Annotated in this window: 10 protein-coding genes, 23 tRNA genes, 2 rRNA genes and 1 pseudogene; 29 read left to right on the top strand and 7 right to left on the bottom strand. The window is 37.3% G+C overall.

Annotated elements, in window-relative coordinates:
• The 27 genes from SM124_RS00005 to SM124_RS00135 all read left to right on the top strand — a co-directional run.
• Nucleotides 1-176: ribosomal RNA gene (locus SM124_RS00005) — 23S ribosomal RNA — on the top strand; the annotation flags it as partial.
• A 108-nt stretch (nt 177-284) separates the two neighbouring features.
• Nucleotides 285-401: ribosomal RNA gene (gene rrf / locus SM124_RS00010) — 5S ribosomal RNA — on the top strand.
• Nucleotides 402-484: 83 nt separating this feature from the next.
• A tRNA-Glu gene (locus SM124_RS00015) sits at nt 485-559 on the top strand.
• Nucleotides 560-603: 44 nt separating this feature from the next.
• Nucleotides 604-679 (top strand) — tRNA-Val (locus SM124_RS00020).
• Nucleotides 680-722: 43 nt separating this feature from the next.
• Nucleotides 723-798, top strand: a tRNA-Thr gene (locus SM124_RS00025).
• A 9-nt stretch (nt 799-807) separates the two neighbouring features.
• Nucleotides 808-883: transfer RNA gene (locus tag SM124_RS00030), tRNA-Lys, on the top strand.
• A 106-nt stretch (nt 884-989) separates the two neighbouring features.
• Nucleotides 990-1,074, top strand: a tRNA-Leu gene (locus tag SM124_RS00035).
• 42 nt (nt 1,075-1,116) lie between these two features.
• Nucleotides 1,117-1,191: transfer RNA gene (locus SM124_RS00040), tRNA-Gly, on the top strand.
• Between the two features lie 7 nt (nt 1,192-1,198).
• Nucleotides 1,199-1,284, top strand: a tRNA-Leu gene (locus tag SM124_RS00045).
• A 54-nt stretch (nt 1,285-1,338) separates the two neighbouring features.
• Nucleotides 1,339-1,415: transfer RNA gene (locus SM124_RS00050), tRNA-Arg, on the top strand.
• Nucleotides 1,416-1,444: 29 nt separating this feature from the next.
• A tRNA-Pro gene (locus tag SM124_RS00055) sits at nt 1,445-1,521 on the top strand.
• Nucleotides 1,522-1,531: 10 nt separating this feature from the next.
• Nucleotides 1,532-1,604 (top strand) — tRNA-Ala (locus SM124_RS00060).
• A 54-nt stretch (nt 1,605-1,658) separates the two neighbouring features.
• Nucleotides 1,659-1,735, top strand: a tRNA-Met gene (locus SM124_RS00065).
• A 16-nt stretch (nt 1,736-1,751) separates the two neighbouring features.
• A tRNA-Ser gene (locus tag SM124_RS00070) sits at nt 1,752-1,844 on the top strand.
• A 184-nt stretch (nt 1,845-2,028) separates the two neighbouring features.
• Nucleotides 2,029-2,102: transfer RNA gene (locus tag SM124_RS00075), tRNA-Met, on the top strand.
• Between the two features lie 10 nt (nt 2,103-2,112).
• Nucleotides 2,113-2,188 (top strand) — tRNA-Asp (locus tag SM124_RS00080).
• 194 nt (nt 2,189-2,382) lie between these two features.
• Nucleotides 2,383-2,455, top strand: a tRNA-Phe gene (locus SM124_RS00085).
• A gap of 11 nt (nt 2,456-2,466) precedes the next feature.
• Nucleotides 2,467-2,550 (top strand) — tRNA-Tyr (locus tag SM124_RS00090).
• Between the two features lie 11 nt (nt 2,551-2,561).
• A tRNA-Trp gene (locus tag SM124_RS00095) sits at nt 2,562-2,635 on the top strand.
• A 12-nt stretch (nt 2,636-2,647) separates the two neighbouring features.
• Nucleotides 2,648-2,723, top strand: a tRNA-His gene (locus SM124_RS00100).
• Between the two features lie 23 nt (nt 2,724-2,746).
• Nucleotides 2,747-2,818: transfer RNA gene (locus SM124_RS00105), tRNA-Gln, on the top strand.
• 6 nt (nt 2,819-2,824) lie between these two features.
• Nucleotides 2,825-2,898: transfer RNA gene (locus tag SM124_RS00110), tRNA-Cys, on the top strand.
• Between the two features lie 9 nt (nt 2,899-2,907).
• Nucleotides 2,908-2,981, top strand: a tRNA-Gly gene (locus tag SM124_RS00115).
• Between the two features lie 3 nt (nt 2,982-2,984).
• Nucleotides 2,985-3,058: transfer RNA gene (locus SM124_RS00120), tRNA-Ile, on the top strand.
• A 33-nt stretch (nt 3,059-3,091) separates the two neighbouring features.
• Nucleotides 3,092-3,166: transfer RNA gene (locus SM124_RS00125), tRNA-Asn, on the top strand.
• A gap of 524 nt (nt 3,167-3,690) precedes the next feature.
• Nucleotides 3,691-4,086 (top strand): response regulator, encoded by a 396-nt coding sequence (locus tag SM124_RS00130; protein ID WP_322444457.1) that lies wholly within the window; start codon nt 3,691-3,693, stop codon nt 4,084-4,086.
• Entirely contained in the window at nt 4,079-5,008 is a 930-nt protein-coding gene (locus SM124_RS00135) for a cyclic di-GMP-binding domain-containing protein, MshE-related (protein ID WP_322444458.1), read from the top strand. Before SM124_RS00130 ends, SM124_RS00135 begins: the two co-directional genes overlap by 8 nt.
• Before the next feature lie 98 nt (nt 5,009-5,106).
• On the opposite strand, the gene SM124_RS00140 is transcribed toward SM124_RS00135, so the two are convergent.
• The 6 genes and pseudogenes from SM124_RS00140 to SM124_RS00165 all read right to left on the bottom strand — a co-directional run bounded on the left by SM124_RS00140 (nt 5,107) and on the right by SM124_RS00165 (nt 9,918).
• Nucleotides 5,107-5,637 (bottom strand): YceI family protein, encoded by a 531-nt coding sequence (locus tag SM124_RS00140; protein WP_322444459.1) that lies wholly within the window; start codon nt 5,635-5,637, stop codon nt 5,107-5,109.
• A 255-nt stretch (nt 5,638-5,892) separates the two neighbouring features.
• Nucleotides 5,893-6,021 carry a hypothetical protein gene (locus tag SM124_RS00145; protein WP_322444460.1) on the bottom strand — a complete coding sequence of 43 codons (129 nt, stop codon included), beginning with the start codon at nt 6,019-6,021 and terminating at the stop codon, nt 5,893-5,895.
• 445 nt (nt 6,022-6,466) lie between these two features.
• A complete protein-coding gene (locus SM124_RS00150) occupies nt 6,467-7,816 on the bottom strand; it encodes a hemolysin family protein (RefSeq protein ID WP_322444461.1) in 1,350 nt (449 codons plus the stop codon).
• A gap of 135 nt (nt 7,817-7,951) precedes the next feature.
• A complete protein-coding gene (locus SM124_RS00155) occupies nt 7,952-8,149 on the bottom strand; it encodes a hypothetical protein (RefSeq protein ID WP_322444462.1) in 198 nt (65 codons plus the stop codon).
• 27 nt (nt 8,150-8,176) lie between these two features.
• Nucleotides 8,177-8,353 (bottom strand): annotated as a pseudogene (locus tag SM124_RS00160) (MerR family transcriptional regulator); the annotation flags it as partial.
• Between the two features lie 254 nt (nt 8,354-8,607).
• Nucleotides 8,608-9,918 carry a hemolysin family protein gene (locus SM124_RS00165; protein WP_322444463.1) on the bottom strand — a complete coding sequence of 437 codons (1,311 nt, stop codon included), beginning with the start codon at nt 9,916-9,918 and terminating at the stop codon, nt 8,608-8,610.
• A gap of 228 nt (nt 9,919-10,146) precedes the next feature.
• Between SM124_RS00165 and SM124_RS00170 the strand changes: the two genes are divergently transcribed.
• Both SM124_RS00170 and SM124_RS00175 read left to right on the top strand, forming a co-directional pair.
• A complete protein-coding gene (locus SM124_RS00170) occupies nt 10,147-10,530 on the top strand; it encodes an ArsR/SmtB family transcription factor (protein ID WP_322444464.1) in 384 nt (127 codons plus the stop codon).
• Nucleotides 10,511-12,646 (top strand): heavy metal translocating P-type ATPase, encoded by a 2,136-nt coding sequence (locus SM124_RS00175; RefSeq protein WP_322444465.1) that lies wholly within the window; start codon nt 10,511-10,513, stop codon nt 12,644-12,646. The genes SM124_RS00170 and SM124_RS00175 overlap by 20 nt, the downstream gene beginning before the upstream one ends.
• A 61-nt stretch (nt 12,647-12,707) precedes the next feature.
• On the opposite strand, the gene SM124_RS00180 is transcribed toward SM124_RS00175, so the two are convergent.
• On the bottom strand, nt 12,708-13,250 hold the full coding sequence (locus tag SM124_RS00180) for a GNAT family N-acetyltransferase (RefSeq protein ID WP_322444466.1): 543 nt from the start codon (nt 13,248-13,250) through the stop codon (nt 12,708-12,710).
• Nucleotides 13,251-13,271: the final 21 nt, after the last annotated feature.

Raw genomic sequence — 13,271 nt, forward strand, 5'->3', positions numbered from 1 at the left:
TATGTGCGGAAGGGATAAGTGCTGAAAGCATCTAAGCATGAAGCCCCCCTCAAGATGAGATTTCCCATAGCGCAAGCTAGTAAGATCCCTGAAAGATGATCAGGTAGATAGGTCAGAGGTGGAAGCATGGTGACATGTGGAGCTGACTGATACTAATCGATCGAGGACTTAACCACATTATTGGTGATTACTCGAATTCTTCTTCTTCAATCATTATCTAGTTTTGAAGGCATAACTATGATTTTTCACGATAGTGAAAAGATCAATCCTTCTAAATTACATAGTCTGGTGGCGATAGCGAGAAGGTCACACCCGTTCCCATACCGAACACGGAAGTTAAGCTTCTCAGCGCCGATGGTAGTTAGGGGCTGTCCCCTTGTGAGAGTAGGACGTCGCCAGGCGAACATTTTCTTTTAAAAAAGTGTTGACTGTAATTAAAGAAAATGCTATCCTAATATAGTTCCTCTTAGAGGTAATTAATCTAGGCCCATTGGTCAAGCGGTTAAGACACCGCCCTTTCACGGCGGTAACACGGGTTCGAATCCCGTATGGGTCACCAATTTTTTTTACGGAACGTAGTGGAGTAAAAGCAACTTTTTTTATGGAGGATTAGCTCAGCTGGGAGAGCACCTGCCTTACAAGCAGGGGGTCGGCGGTTCGATCCCGTCATCCTCCACCATTTTTTTCACGTTACGTAGTGAAGCAAAAAAAAAATATATCGTGCCGGTGTAGCTCAGTTGGTAGAGCAACTGACTTGTAATCAGTAGGTCGTGGGTTCGACTCCTATCGCCGGCACCATAATAGTATGAGCCATTAGCTCAGTCGGTAGAGCATCTGACTTTTAATCAGAGGGTCGGAGGTTCGAGTCCTCCATGGCTCACCAAACTTTTTTGCGATGGCAAAAGAAGTTTCCTTAATTTTTGCGTAAGCAAAAGAGATTTCCTTATTATGTTTTTGCGTAAGCAAAAGAAGTTTCCTTAAATTACATTGCGGGTGTGGCGGAATTGGCAGACGCACTAGACTTAGGATCTAGCGCCGCAAGGCGTGGGGGTTCGACTCCCTTCACCCGCACCATATTTTTCTTTCTAGTAAACACTTTACCAAAAATAATGTAACGCGGAAGTAGTTCAGTGGTAGAACACCACCTTGCCAAGGTGGGGGTCGCGGGTTCGAATCCCGTCTTCCGCTCCAAAAATATGCCGGGGTGGCGGAACTGGCAGACGCACAGGACTTAAAATCCTGCGGTAGGTGACTACCGTACCGGTTCGATTCCGGTCCTCGGCATTTAACTTTTTTGCAGAAGCAAAAGTAGTTAGTATATACACTAGTACTTAATTTGCGCCCGTAGCTCAATTGGATAGAGCGTCTGACTACGGATCAGAAGGTTATGGGTTCGACTCCTTTCGGGCGCGCCACTATATTTAAGTAGTTAACAACTAGATATCGGGGAGTAGCTCAGCTTGGTAGAGCACTTGGTTTGGGACCAAGGGGTCGCAGGTTCGAATCCTGTCTTCCCGACCATCAATTTTATGGGGCCTTAGCTCAGCTGGGAGAGCGCCTGCCTTGCACGCAGGAGGTCAGCGGTTCGATCCCGCTAGGCTCCACTTAGATTTTTTCACGGAACGTAGTGGAGTGAAAAGAATCTACCATAATAATTTGGCGGTGTAGCTCAGCTGGCTAGAGCGTACGGTTCATACCCGTGAGGTCGTGGGTTCGACTCCCTCCGCCGCTACCATAATTTAAACTTTATTGGAGGTATACCCAAGTCCGGCTGAAGGGATCGGTCTTGAAAACCGACAGGCGGGTCAAACCGCGCGGGGGTTCGAATCCCTCTACCTCCTCCATTTTTAAAAAGAATATCTATAATACTATTATCGCGGGGTGGAGCACGGTCGAATATGCTTATTCGATTACTCTACAGCGCACCGATTGAGCCACTTCTTGAGATGCTTTCTGAAATCGAGGCGGTTTATCGGAATAGAAAATGCTTAACAAAGAGCATCTGCAATCTAAAACAAATACTATTATCGCGGGGTGGAGCAGTCTGGTAGCTCGTCGGGCTCATAACCCGAAGGTCGCAGGTTCAAATCCTGTCCCCGCAATAATCCATCTGGTCCCGTGGTGTAGCGGTTAACATGCCTGCCTGTCACGCAGGAGATCGCGGGTTCGATTCCCGTCGGGACCGCCATACTATATAATACTCGTTTAATTTGAGAAATTAATATGAAATATACGGCTCAGTAGCTCAGTTGGTAGAGCACGATGAATATACTTCTTGAAAAAACATCCAGCGTACCGATTTGAATTACATCTTTGTCTTTCCATCCTCGTAAATCGGGACGAAGGACGAAGCAAAACATATTGAATAGTATTTCAAAAAACGGCTCAGTAGCTCAGTTGGTAGAGCAAAGGACTGAAAATCCTTGTGTCGGCGGTTCGATTCCGTCCTGAGCCACCTTTTATTTTGGAGGGGTAGCGAAGTGGCTAAACGCGGCGGACTGTAAATCCGCTCCTTAGGGTTCGGCGGTTCGAATCCGTCCCCCTCCACCATTTTCTTATTTAGGGGTATAGTTTAAAGGTAGAACGAAGGTCTCCAAAACCTTTGGTGTGGGTTCGATTCCTACTACCCCTGCCAGAGTGAATTATGGCGGTTGTGGCGAAGTGGTTAACGCATCGGATTGTGGTTCCGACATTCGTGGGTTCGATTCCCATCAGTCGCCCCATAAAAGTTTTACTGAATAATCTTTGGGCTATAGCCAAGCGGTAAGGCATCGCACTTTGACTGCGACATGCGTTGGTTCGAATCCAGCTAGCCCAGTTATATGGCGGCATAGCCAAGTGGTAAGGCATAGGTCTGCAACACCTCTATCCCCGGTTCAAATCCGGGTGCCGCCTCCAAAAAATAATGCGGGTGTAGTTTAATGGTAAAACCTCAGCCTTCCAAGCTGATGTCGTGAGTTCGATTCTCATCACCCGCTCCATATGGGCCTATAGCTCAGCTGGTTAGAGCGCACGCCTGATAAGCGTGAGGTCGATGGTTCGAGTCCATTTAGGCCCATCATATACAATTAGTGAGATTAATACTAACTATTCCGCAGTAGCTCAGTGGTAGAGCATTCGGCTGTTAACCGAACGGTCGTAGGTTCGAGTCCTACCTGCGGAGCCATACATAAATTCTAAAGCTAGGTTCTATACCTAGCTTTTTTTGTGCTTTTTCTAACCTCTACTTTAAAGGAATTCAAACTTAACAAGTTATCTAGGATAAAATCTGCATCAATCAGTAACTAACTGTTGCGATACTCCTGAATTGATTGAATATATCTTCCAGAGCCTGTACAAGTCGAGCATTCTTTCTTATAGAAGAAGTATTTTTTTAAATATCCACTCCCATTACATTTATAACAAATTCCAACTAACCTCATGTTTATTCTCCTTATATATACTAATAAAAATATTTCCTTAAACTAGTTTAGATATTCATATTTATTTGCTAAGCGAGAACGTATAGATTCCGCTTAGTTATTCTAAATATGTGACTCATTTTAGAAAGTTAACTTTTAAACTTGAAATATGCCCATGTTCAATAATTAGTCATAAAGTAATAGTTTTTTTGAATTATTGAAGGAGATATGAACAGGTACGTAGAACTAGATTTGTGATGGAGAGAAATTGCTTAGGGAGATGACAGAGATGGAAAACAATTTGAGAGTATTAATATGTGACGACTCCGCATTAATTCGAAAAAAACTAAGAAGTACATTAGAAAAATGTAAGTGTAGTGATATTATTGAGGCAGAGAACGGTACGGTTGCTGTTGAAATGGCTATAAAACATTCACCTGATTTAATCTTCATGGATATTGTAATGCCTGATAAGGACGGAATTGAAGCATTAGAAGAAATTAAAGCTTCAAACCAAGAAATTAAGGTGGTAATGGCATCTTCTGCAGGTACTAAGGAACATCTAAAAAAGGCATTAGAGAAGGGTGCCTATGATTTTATACAAAAGCCAATTACATTAGAGGCAGTTACTAACTTAATTGAAAGAATACTGCTTGAAGAAAAGGAGGGAAGTTTAAATGTTTAGTCAATACTTCGGCCATTATCTATTGAACCGTGGGTATATAACTAGTGAACAGCTAAAAGATGCACTTGAATTACAAAAATCTGTTCATGTTAAGTTGGGTGTACTTGCTGTAGATGAAGGTTATATGACTCCATTACAAGTAGAAGAAACTCATCTTAAACAAACACAGATGGATAAAAGATTTGGTGAAATAGCAATCGAATTAGGTTTCTTGACGAATGACCAGTTAGAGGGTATGCTTACTGCTCAAAAACAAAATCATTTATTATTAGCTCAAGCTTTAGTGGATCGAGAGTATATGACTATTGAACAATTCTCACTAGCTTTAAACGAATATAAGAATGAAAATAGCCTTTCTGATGATAAATTTGAAGCAATCAAAAATGGGGATATTGAAGTTCTAGTAGAAAATTTAGTTCATATTGAGACAACTTCCTTAAAAGAACTTTATAGAGATTATTTATCCTTATTTATGAAAAATTTAATCAGGTTTATTGATGACCAGGTTTACCTTGAGGCTTACAATTCAGAGCAAGAAGTTAACAAGGAATGCTTTGTTCATCAAGAGATTACTGGTCAAACTCCATTGTTTACAGCAATATCTTCTAATACAGAGATTTTCCTAAAAATTGCTTCCATTTATGCAGAAGAAGAATTGACTGAAGTAAATGAATTAGCTGCAGCATCAGTAAGTGAATTTTTAAACTTACATAACGGTATTTTCTTAGTTAATATGTCTAATAAAGATATCGAGCTAAATATGAAACCGCAGAACTTTAGCCAAAATACTTTTGTAGATGGAATACAGCAAGGAAATATATTTACCGTTCATTTGTCAAAAGGGTCGTTCAACATCATTCTTTCTGAAAATCCAGAACTTATTCAAATTAGTTCTACAGAAGAAGCCGAGGTAGTTAAATAATCGTTTTTTTAACTAAAAGAGTCAGCCCAACAAAAGGGCTGACTCTTTTACTAAATGTATCTATAGAATTTACTAGTAGTAATAATCTAATAATCCCTTTATGCTTTTAATGCTTGAATTTGTAGGTCAATTTTTACTTTATCTCCAACTAGTACTCCACCAGTTTCTAAAGCAGAGTTCCATGTAAGTCCATAATCGCTTCTATTAAGCTTTCCAGCTACACTAAAACCTACTTTTTCATTTCCCCATGGGTCTTTGCCTGAACCTTCATAAGTAACAGAGAATGTTTCTTGCTTAGTTACACCGTGAAGAGTTAGTTCACCAGTCACATTATACTCATCATCATCTGTTTTTACAATTTCAGTTGATTTGAATGTCATGGTAGGGTGATTCTCTACATCAAAGAAGTCTGCTGAACGAAGGTGGTTGTCACGGTCTTCGTTACGTGTATCGATGCTTGCAATATCAATATTAAACTGAATAGATGCAGATGTTAGATCAGAAGGATCAGCCTCAACTTGAGCATCAAAGTTTTTAAATGTACCTTTTACGTTAGCAATCATCATATGTTTGATTGAAAAATCAACACTGCTATGTGCGTTATCTACTGTCCAATTAGTTTTACTCATTAGTTTCATCCACCTTTTTATAATTTATCTTTAATTCGAGATAATTGATTTCAAGATAAATTATAAAATGAAACTAACTTTTCGTCAAGTATGTTTTTAAAGGTTCTTTCGTGCCGGTAGTAGGACTATCTAAACATTAATGTGGAATCACTTGTCGGAGTAGGAAGGTATTGGGGAGAAGTAGAAAGTAAAAATAAAAAAGCTAAGACCAGGTGCTTAGCTTTCAAATATATTAATATTTAATTTAGTCTATATTTACCAGTCTTGTGTAGTTTCAAGTAATTTGTCAATTTCAATAATTTTGAGCCTATAACTACAATCGTCCTCAGCTAGTTCACTGGTAGCTTCCAATAATTCATCAATATCTGTTTTCACTAAACGCATACCTGAACCTCCTTAAAAAATCGTCAAGTTTAAATGCTCATACTTTTATATAACTCTGTTCTGTTTTATAACTGCCTAAACATTTATGATTGTCTTGATGTTCTTGTACTATATACTTCGGAGTTTAAATTCACTATTTGGGGGTATTATAAAAAAAGTTTTATAAAATATTTAATTTTTTCTATTATGTCTTACCTGTGAAATATTTACTATTTCTTTTATCACATTTTAATATAAGTATATTCTTAATAGCAAATATTGTGTGGTATTTTTCCTCATTTTGAGGTTGGGAAAATTTTTGAGGAGAAATAAGAGGTAGGAGACCACATTTAATTGTCGATTATCTATTGGTGCTTCTTAACCAAGTGGAGGTAGTGAACGTTTATAAATAAAAAAAGTTAACTCTGTTGGATCATAATATGATTCCATGAGTTAACTTTCTAATCTATGAAACTATTTCTGATTTAGTTAATTGAAGTGGGGTTACATTACTTTCTGTCTCTTGTTTTAATTTGACCTCAACGTATTTAATATGATGCTCTTCCATGTCGATAATTTTAAAGGAATATGATCCAAACTGAATGATATCACCTTGCTTGGCTTCATAATTTTCCGTTAGGATCCAACCGCCAATTGTATCAACATCTTCATCATTAATCTCAAGACCAAGTAAATCATTTACCTCAGTAACTAGAACTTTAGAGTCAATTATATAGTGACTATCCTTAATTTTTCTAATCTCAGGGATTTCGTCCATATCAAATTCGTCTCTAATATCGCCAACTATTTCTTCAATAATATCTTCAACTGTTACTAATCCAGATGTTCCACCATATTCATCCATCAAAATGGCCATATGAATACGATCCTTTTGCATTTTTACAAGTAGATCATGAATAGGAATTGAATCAATAACCCGAATAATGGGGCGACAGTACGCTTCTAATTCTTTTGTAATAACAGCACCATCACTGATTAACTCTGTCATTACTTCCTTAATATTAACCATTCCAATGATATGGTCTTTATCTCCATCGATAATAGGATAGCGGGTAAATTTTTCTTCTTTTACAACCTGTAAGAAAGTTTCAATGGTATCTTCTTTAGAAAGTGAGACAATTTCTGTTCGAGGAACCATAATTTCTTTTGCTATTCGATTATCAAAATCAAAGATTTTATTTACATACTTAAACTCTGACTGGTTAATTTCACCACTTTTATAACTCTCAGACAGGATAATTCTTAGTTCTTCTTCAGAGTGAGCTAATTCGTGTTCAGAAGCACGTTTAAGTCCGAACATCCCTGTTATGATACGAGCAGAACCATTAAGGCCCCAGATGAACGGATACATAAGACGATAAAACCATATTAGAGGACGTGCAGCTAACAGGGTAACAGCCTCAGCTTTTTGAATCGCCAATGTTTTTGGGGCAAGTTCCCCAACAACTACATGGAGAAATGTAATGAAAGCAAATGCAATACCAAAAGAAAGAACTTGAGAGACAGACTCTGGAATGTGCATGTCATTGAACAGTGGTCTTAGCATATGTTCAATGGTGGGTTCTCCAAGCCACCCTAACCCTAAAGCCGTTATAGTAATCCCAAGTTGACAGGCCGATAAATATTCATCTAGACCTGTAATTACCTTCTTCGCTGCGAGTGCATTTCTATTACCCTCTTCAAGTAATTGATCAATTCTTGAGCTTCTTACCTTAACAATTGCAAATTCTGAAGCAACAAAGAATGCTGTCAAAGCAATCAAAATGGCTATTGAAACCAAGTTTAATATGTCCAATAAGTTTCCTTATCTCGTTGATAGACGAGAAAGGAGTCACCTCCTGATAGATACAAAAATTTAATAAAATATGAATCTTATTAACATGTATTCATTTATAATACGTTTCTTTTCCGATTGTAATTATTTGCCATACTAACTAGTTAAAGATAGAAGGGACTTTAATAATAATTCACTTTCATCAGATAGTTTATTAGATAAATTTTCTGCTTGCTCACCATCTAATGATTCTATTAAAGGTAATAGTAGGGAAATATCATTATTTAGCTGTTTCATTTGTTGTGTTAAAGACTGTATATGTTTTTCAACTTCACAATCATTAACGGTATTCACTCTTTTAATTTCTATTTTTCTTTTAATTTCTTCAAGCGGAAGATGTAGACTCTTACATTCTTCAATAAATTTAATATCGGATAATGCTTCTTTACAGTATATTCTGTAATTTGCTTTTGAACGACTAGCTGTTAAAAGTCCGAGACTAGTATAGTAGTCAATCGTTCGTTTTGAAACATTAGCAATTTCTGCTAACTCACCGATACGATAGAATGCCCCATCATATCACCTCTACTTTTTATAAAATCAAAATCAATTATACTGGAATTAAAACTGTACAGTCAAACGTGACAGTTTTAAAAATTGATGCTATCTCTATTTTATGACAAAATTAACTAAATATGAATAAATTTGATTCAATTTTTTGAACATACATGCAATTCCAAGAAAATGGAAATATAACCCATTCGGTTTTCTCTATATAAAAAAGAGCCAATTCTAGATGGGCTCCTAAAAACTTAATTTTTATTATCTTCAATGGATTTTTTTATCTCAATATATTTAATATGGTGACCCTCAATTTCTTTTACAATAAACATGTAGCCTTCCTCTTCGATAAAGTCCTCTTGTTCTAAGTCAAACCTTTGTGTGAGTAGCCAACCGCCTATCGTATCAACTTCGTCCTCTTCAAGTGTAATTCCTAATAAATCATTTACTTCCATTATCAACATTTTAGCATCTAATATATAATGGTGTTCATCCAAATGTTGAATAAGAGGAATTTCATCTGTATCAAATTCATCATGAATCTCTCCGACAATCTCTTCTAAAATATCTTCAACTGTAACTAAACCAGCTGTACCACCGTACTCATCTGAAAGAATAGCCATATGGGATCGTTCTTTTTGCATTTTTAATAGTAGGTCGTGGATAGGGATGCTTTCAATAACAGTAATGACAGGTTTAATATAGCTAAGTAAAGGTTTGTCTCCTTCACACTTTTGTTGAATGCAATCGGTTAGAATTTCTTTAATATTAATGATTCCAACAATATTATCCTTATCACCTTCAATGACAGGATAACGAGTATACTTCTCTTCCTCAACAATTTGTACAATCTCTTGTAAGGTAGAGTCTGCCGCGAGTGTTATAATTTCTGTACGAGGGACCATAATTTCTTTTGCGATCCGATTGTCAAACTCAAATATATTATTCATATAGGTAAGTTCAGATTGATTGATTTCTCCACTTTCATAGCTCTCCGAAAGCAATATTCGTAATTCCTCTTCAGAATGAGCAATTTCACCTTCGGAGGCGGGTTTAAATCCAACTAACCCCACGAGAATCCTAGCTGAACCATTTAGAATCCAAATAAAAGGGAACATTAATTTATAAAAGAAGATTAGTGGACGAGCAAACAGTAAACTAACTTCTTCTGCTTTTTGAATAGCAATTGTTTTTGGGGCTAACTCTCCTACTACAACATGTAAAAATGTAATAAATGCAAATGCAATCCCAAAGGATAATATATGGGACATCGAAGGATTTAAATTAAGGTTGTGAAAAATAGGACGTAATATCTCCTCAACAGTCGGTTCACCTAACCATCCAAGCCCTAGTGCTGTAATTGTAATACCTAATTGGCATGCTGAGAGATATTCATCTAAATGAGTAATAATTTGTTTAGCTGGTTTCGCACCTGTTTTGTTTTCTTCTAAAAGTTGATCAATTCTAGAACTTCTAACTTTTACGATAGCAAATTCAGCTGCCACGAAAAAGGCTGTAAATCCGATCAGTATAGCAACCAATAATAAATTTAAGAGCGTCATCAAGGCTACCTTACGAACGTAAGGTTTCACCTCCTAATTATAACTTACTTGTACTTTGCCCTTATTTATCATTTTTACAACTGTTGAGGTTAAATTAGTGAGAAGAAAAGTACTTGGCAGCAAGTTCATTTCAAAGTTACCGAATAATCTAAAAATTCATATATATTTGACCGTTTAAACATACATGCATACAATAATATTCAAAAGATTGTTTGAATGTTTAGGGGGATGCTCTTGAATAAGGAAATTTGTGAAGTCAACATTATAGATGAAAGGAAAGTAAAGAAAGTTATAGATGAGCTTAAGCATAAAAATACAAAGGAAGTGGCAACACTCTTTAAAGCTTTGTCTGACAATACGAGGGTAAAAATTGCTTACTCCTTAACCATTGAGGAACCATTATGCGTATGTGATGTGGCAAACATTGTTGGTTGTTCTATTGCTACTGCTTCCCATCATTTAAGACTTTTAAGAAACTTAGGTTTAGCCAAGTATAAGAAAGAAGGAAAACTTGTTTACTATTATTTAGATGATGATCACGTGAAACAACTAGTTGAGATAGCTTTCACTCATCAAAAGGAGGTGGAGCTACGTGGAACAAGGGTTGAGTAATACTTTCGATAAAAAGGTATACCGTGTACAAGGGTTTTCCTGAATTAGCTGTGCTAAAAAGTTCGAATCGAACGTAAAACACCTGGATGGTGTTGAAGATGCTATAGTTAACTTTGGTGCAGCAAAGATCACGGTATTTGGTAGTACGACCGTTAAAGCAATTGAACAGGCGGGAGCCTTTGAGAATATTAAAGTTATTCCGGAAAATGAACGATTTGAGGAAAAGAAGGAGTCATTTTTAAAAAGGCATTGGAATGTTCTTCTGTCAGGGTTATTTTTAGCATTGGGTTGGCTAGGAATGGCCTACTTAGGGGAAGAACATCTAATGGTCATTTTAGCATTTGTCTTTTCCATTGTACTAGGTGGACATCGTTTATTTACGACTGGTTTTAAAAACCTGCTTCGCCTAGAGTTTGATATGAGAACATTGATGACCATTGCCATTATAGGAGCAGCTCTTATCGGTGAATGGGGAGAAGGGGCAACGGTTGTCATTTTATTTGCTATAAGTGAAGTGTTGGAAGCCTACTCAATGGATAAAGCGAGACAATCGATTCAGTCATTAATGAATATAACGCCTAAGGAAGCTCTGATCAAACGTGATGGACGAGAGCTTAGTTTAAACGTAGAAGATATTCATGTCAACGATATCATGATTGTAAAACCTGGACAAAAAATTGCGATGGATGGGCAAGTGATTTCAGGTACTTCATCAATCAATCAAGCCTCTATTACAGGGGAATCGATTTCAGTCTTAAAATCTGTAGGTGACGACGTTTATGCTGGAACACTAAATGAAGAAGGTTTACTAGAAATTGTTGTTACTAAAAAGGTGGAAGACACGACTATTGCGAAAATCGTACATTTAGTTGAAGAGGCTCAAGCGGAACGAGCTCCATCACAGGCATTTGTAGATCGTTTTGCTAAATACTATACTCCTACCATCATGCTTGTTGCTTTGTTAGTAGCGATTGTTCCTCCTATTTTTCTAGATGGGGATTGGAGTAAATGGGTGTATCAAGGATTAGCCGTACTCGTTGTTGGTTGTCCATGTGCATTAGTTATATCTACGCCGGTTTCCATTGTAACAGCTATCGGAAATGCTGCCAAAAACGGAGTTCTAATAAAGGGTGGCATTTATCTAGAGGAAATGGGTGCTTTAAAGGCCATTGCATTTGATAAAACAGGAACCTTAACAAAAGGAATCCCGACTGTGATAGATTTTGTTACGATAGATAATGGTAGTGAGCAAAAACATCTGCAACTAGTTGCTGCCCTTGAAAAAGGGTCACAGCATCCTTTATCAACGGCTATACTAAAAAAGGCAGAAGAAGAGCGGGTTTCATTTGAACAAATAGAAGTGAAAGATTTTTCTTCTATAACTGGGAAAGGAATAACTGCAACTATACAAGAGCAGAGATATTTGGTTGGAAGTCCGAAATTGTTTAGTCAACATCCTGAATTGGAATTCCACTTACAAGTTATTACTAACTTTCAATCTGAAGGTAAGACAGTCGTACTATTCGGAACAGAAGAAAAAATCATGTCTATTATTACTATTCAAGATGCAGTAAGGGAGACTAGTCGTTCCGTTATCCAGCGACTTCACCGTCTTGGTATTGAAGAAACAGTCATGCTAACAGGAGATAATAAAGGAACAGCTGAAGCCATTGGAAACCAGGTAGGGGTTTCAACTATTGCTGCTGAATTACTTCCTGCAGAAAAATTAAACCATATTAAAGAACTTAGGAAAAAGTATGATAAAGTGGGGATGGTAGGAGACGGTGTGAACGATGCCCCAGCTTTGGCAGCCTCTTCTGTAGGTGTAGCAATGGGTGGTGCGGGTACAGATACCGCACTAGAAACTGCAGACATCGCATTAATGGCAGATGACTTAAGAAAGCTTCCGTTTACGGTTAAACTTAGTCGCAAGGCATTAACAACCATTAAACAAAATATTATCTTTTCAATTGGAATTAAGCTGTTAGCACTCTCCTTAGTTGTTCCTGGTTGGCTAACTCTTTGGATTGCGATATTCGCCGATATGGGTGCTACGCTTATCGTAACTTTCAATGCATTACGCTTACTAAGAGTTAAAGATGAAGAAGATATGTGATTTCAGAGATATATTAAGGAAACCCTTGGATTCATTAATCCAAGGGTTTCCTATTGCTTTTTTAATAATGCCACTCATTGGCAAGGAGACCATAAACGACTAAATTATGAAACTGGCCATATAAGTTCTCACCCATTCGAATCGTACCTTCATTGGTAAAACCTAAACGTTCGGGGATAGCACGACTTTTAAAGTTATATTCACCACAACGGATTTCTATTCTATATAGTTTCAGTTCGTAAAAAATGTAGTTTATTAGGGCTTGAACTGCTCTAGTCATTATTCCATTTCCTTGTGCATGATGACCCAAATAATAGCCAATACTTGTGGATTTATTGTTCCAATCGATTTGGTGTAAACCGATACAACCAACTAATTTCCCCTTATAGCGAATACCACAGTTAAATCCATTATTATCAGCAAATTGTTTTAGCCAAACAGGAATGATGGAGTGATATTGAAAGGGTGAGTTCATGCTGTCTACCCATGGTAACCACTCTCTAAGGTGCTCTCTGTTTGCATCTACAAGCTGATATAGCTCTTCGGAATGATGGATTTGAAATAGCTGTAATTCAATTTCTGAATCAACCTTTAAAGTAAACACTTTAATCCCCCTTTTCTCGAA

The sequence above is a fragment of the Robertmurraya mangrovi genome, assembly GCF_034427655.1.
Taxonomy (GTDB): domain Bacteria; phylum Bacillota; class Bacilli; order Bacillales; family Cytobacillaceae; genus Robertmurraya_A; species Robertmurraya_A mangrovi.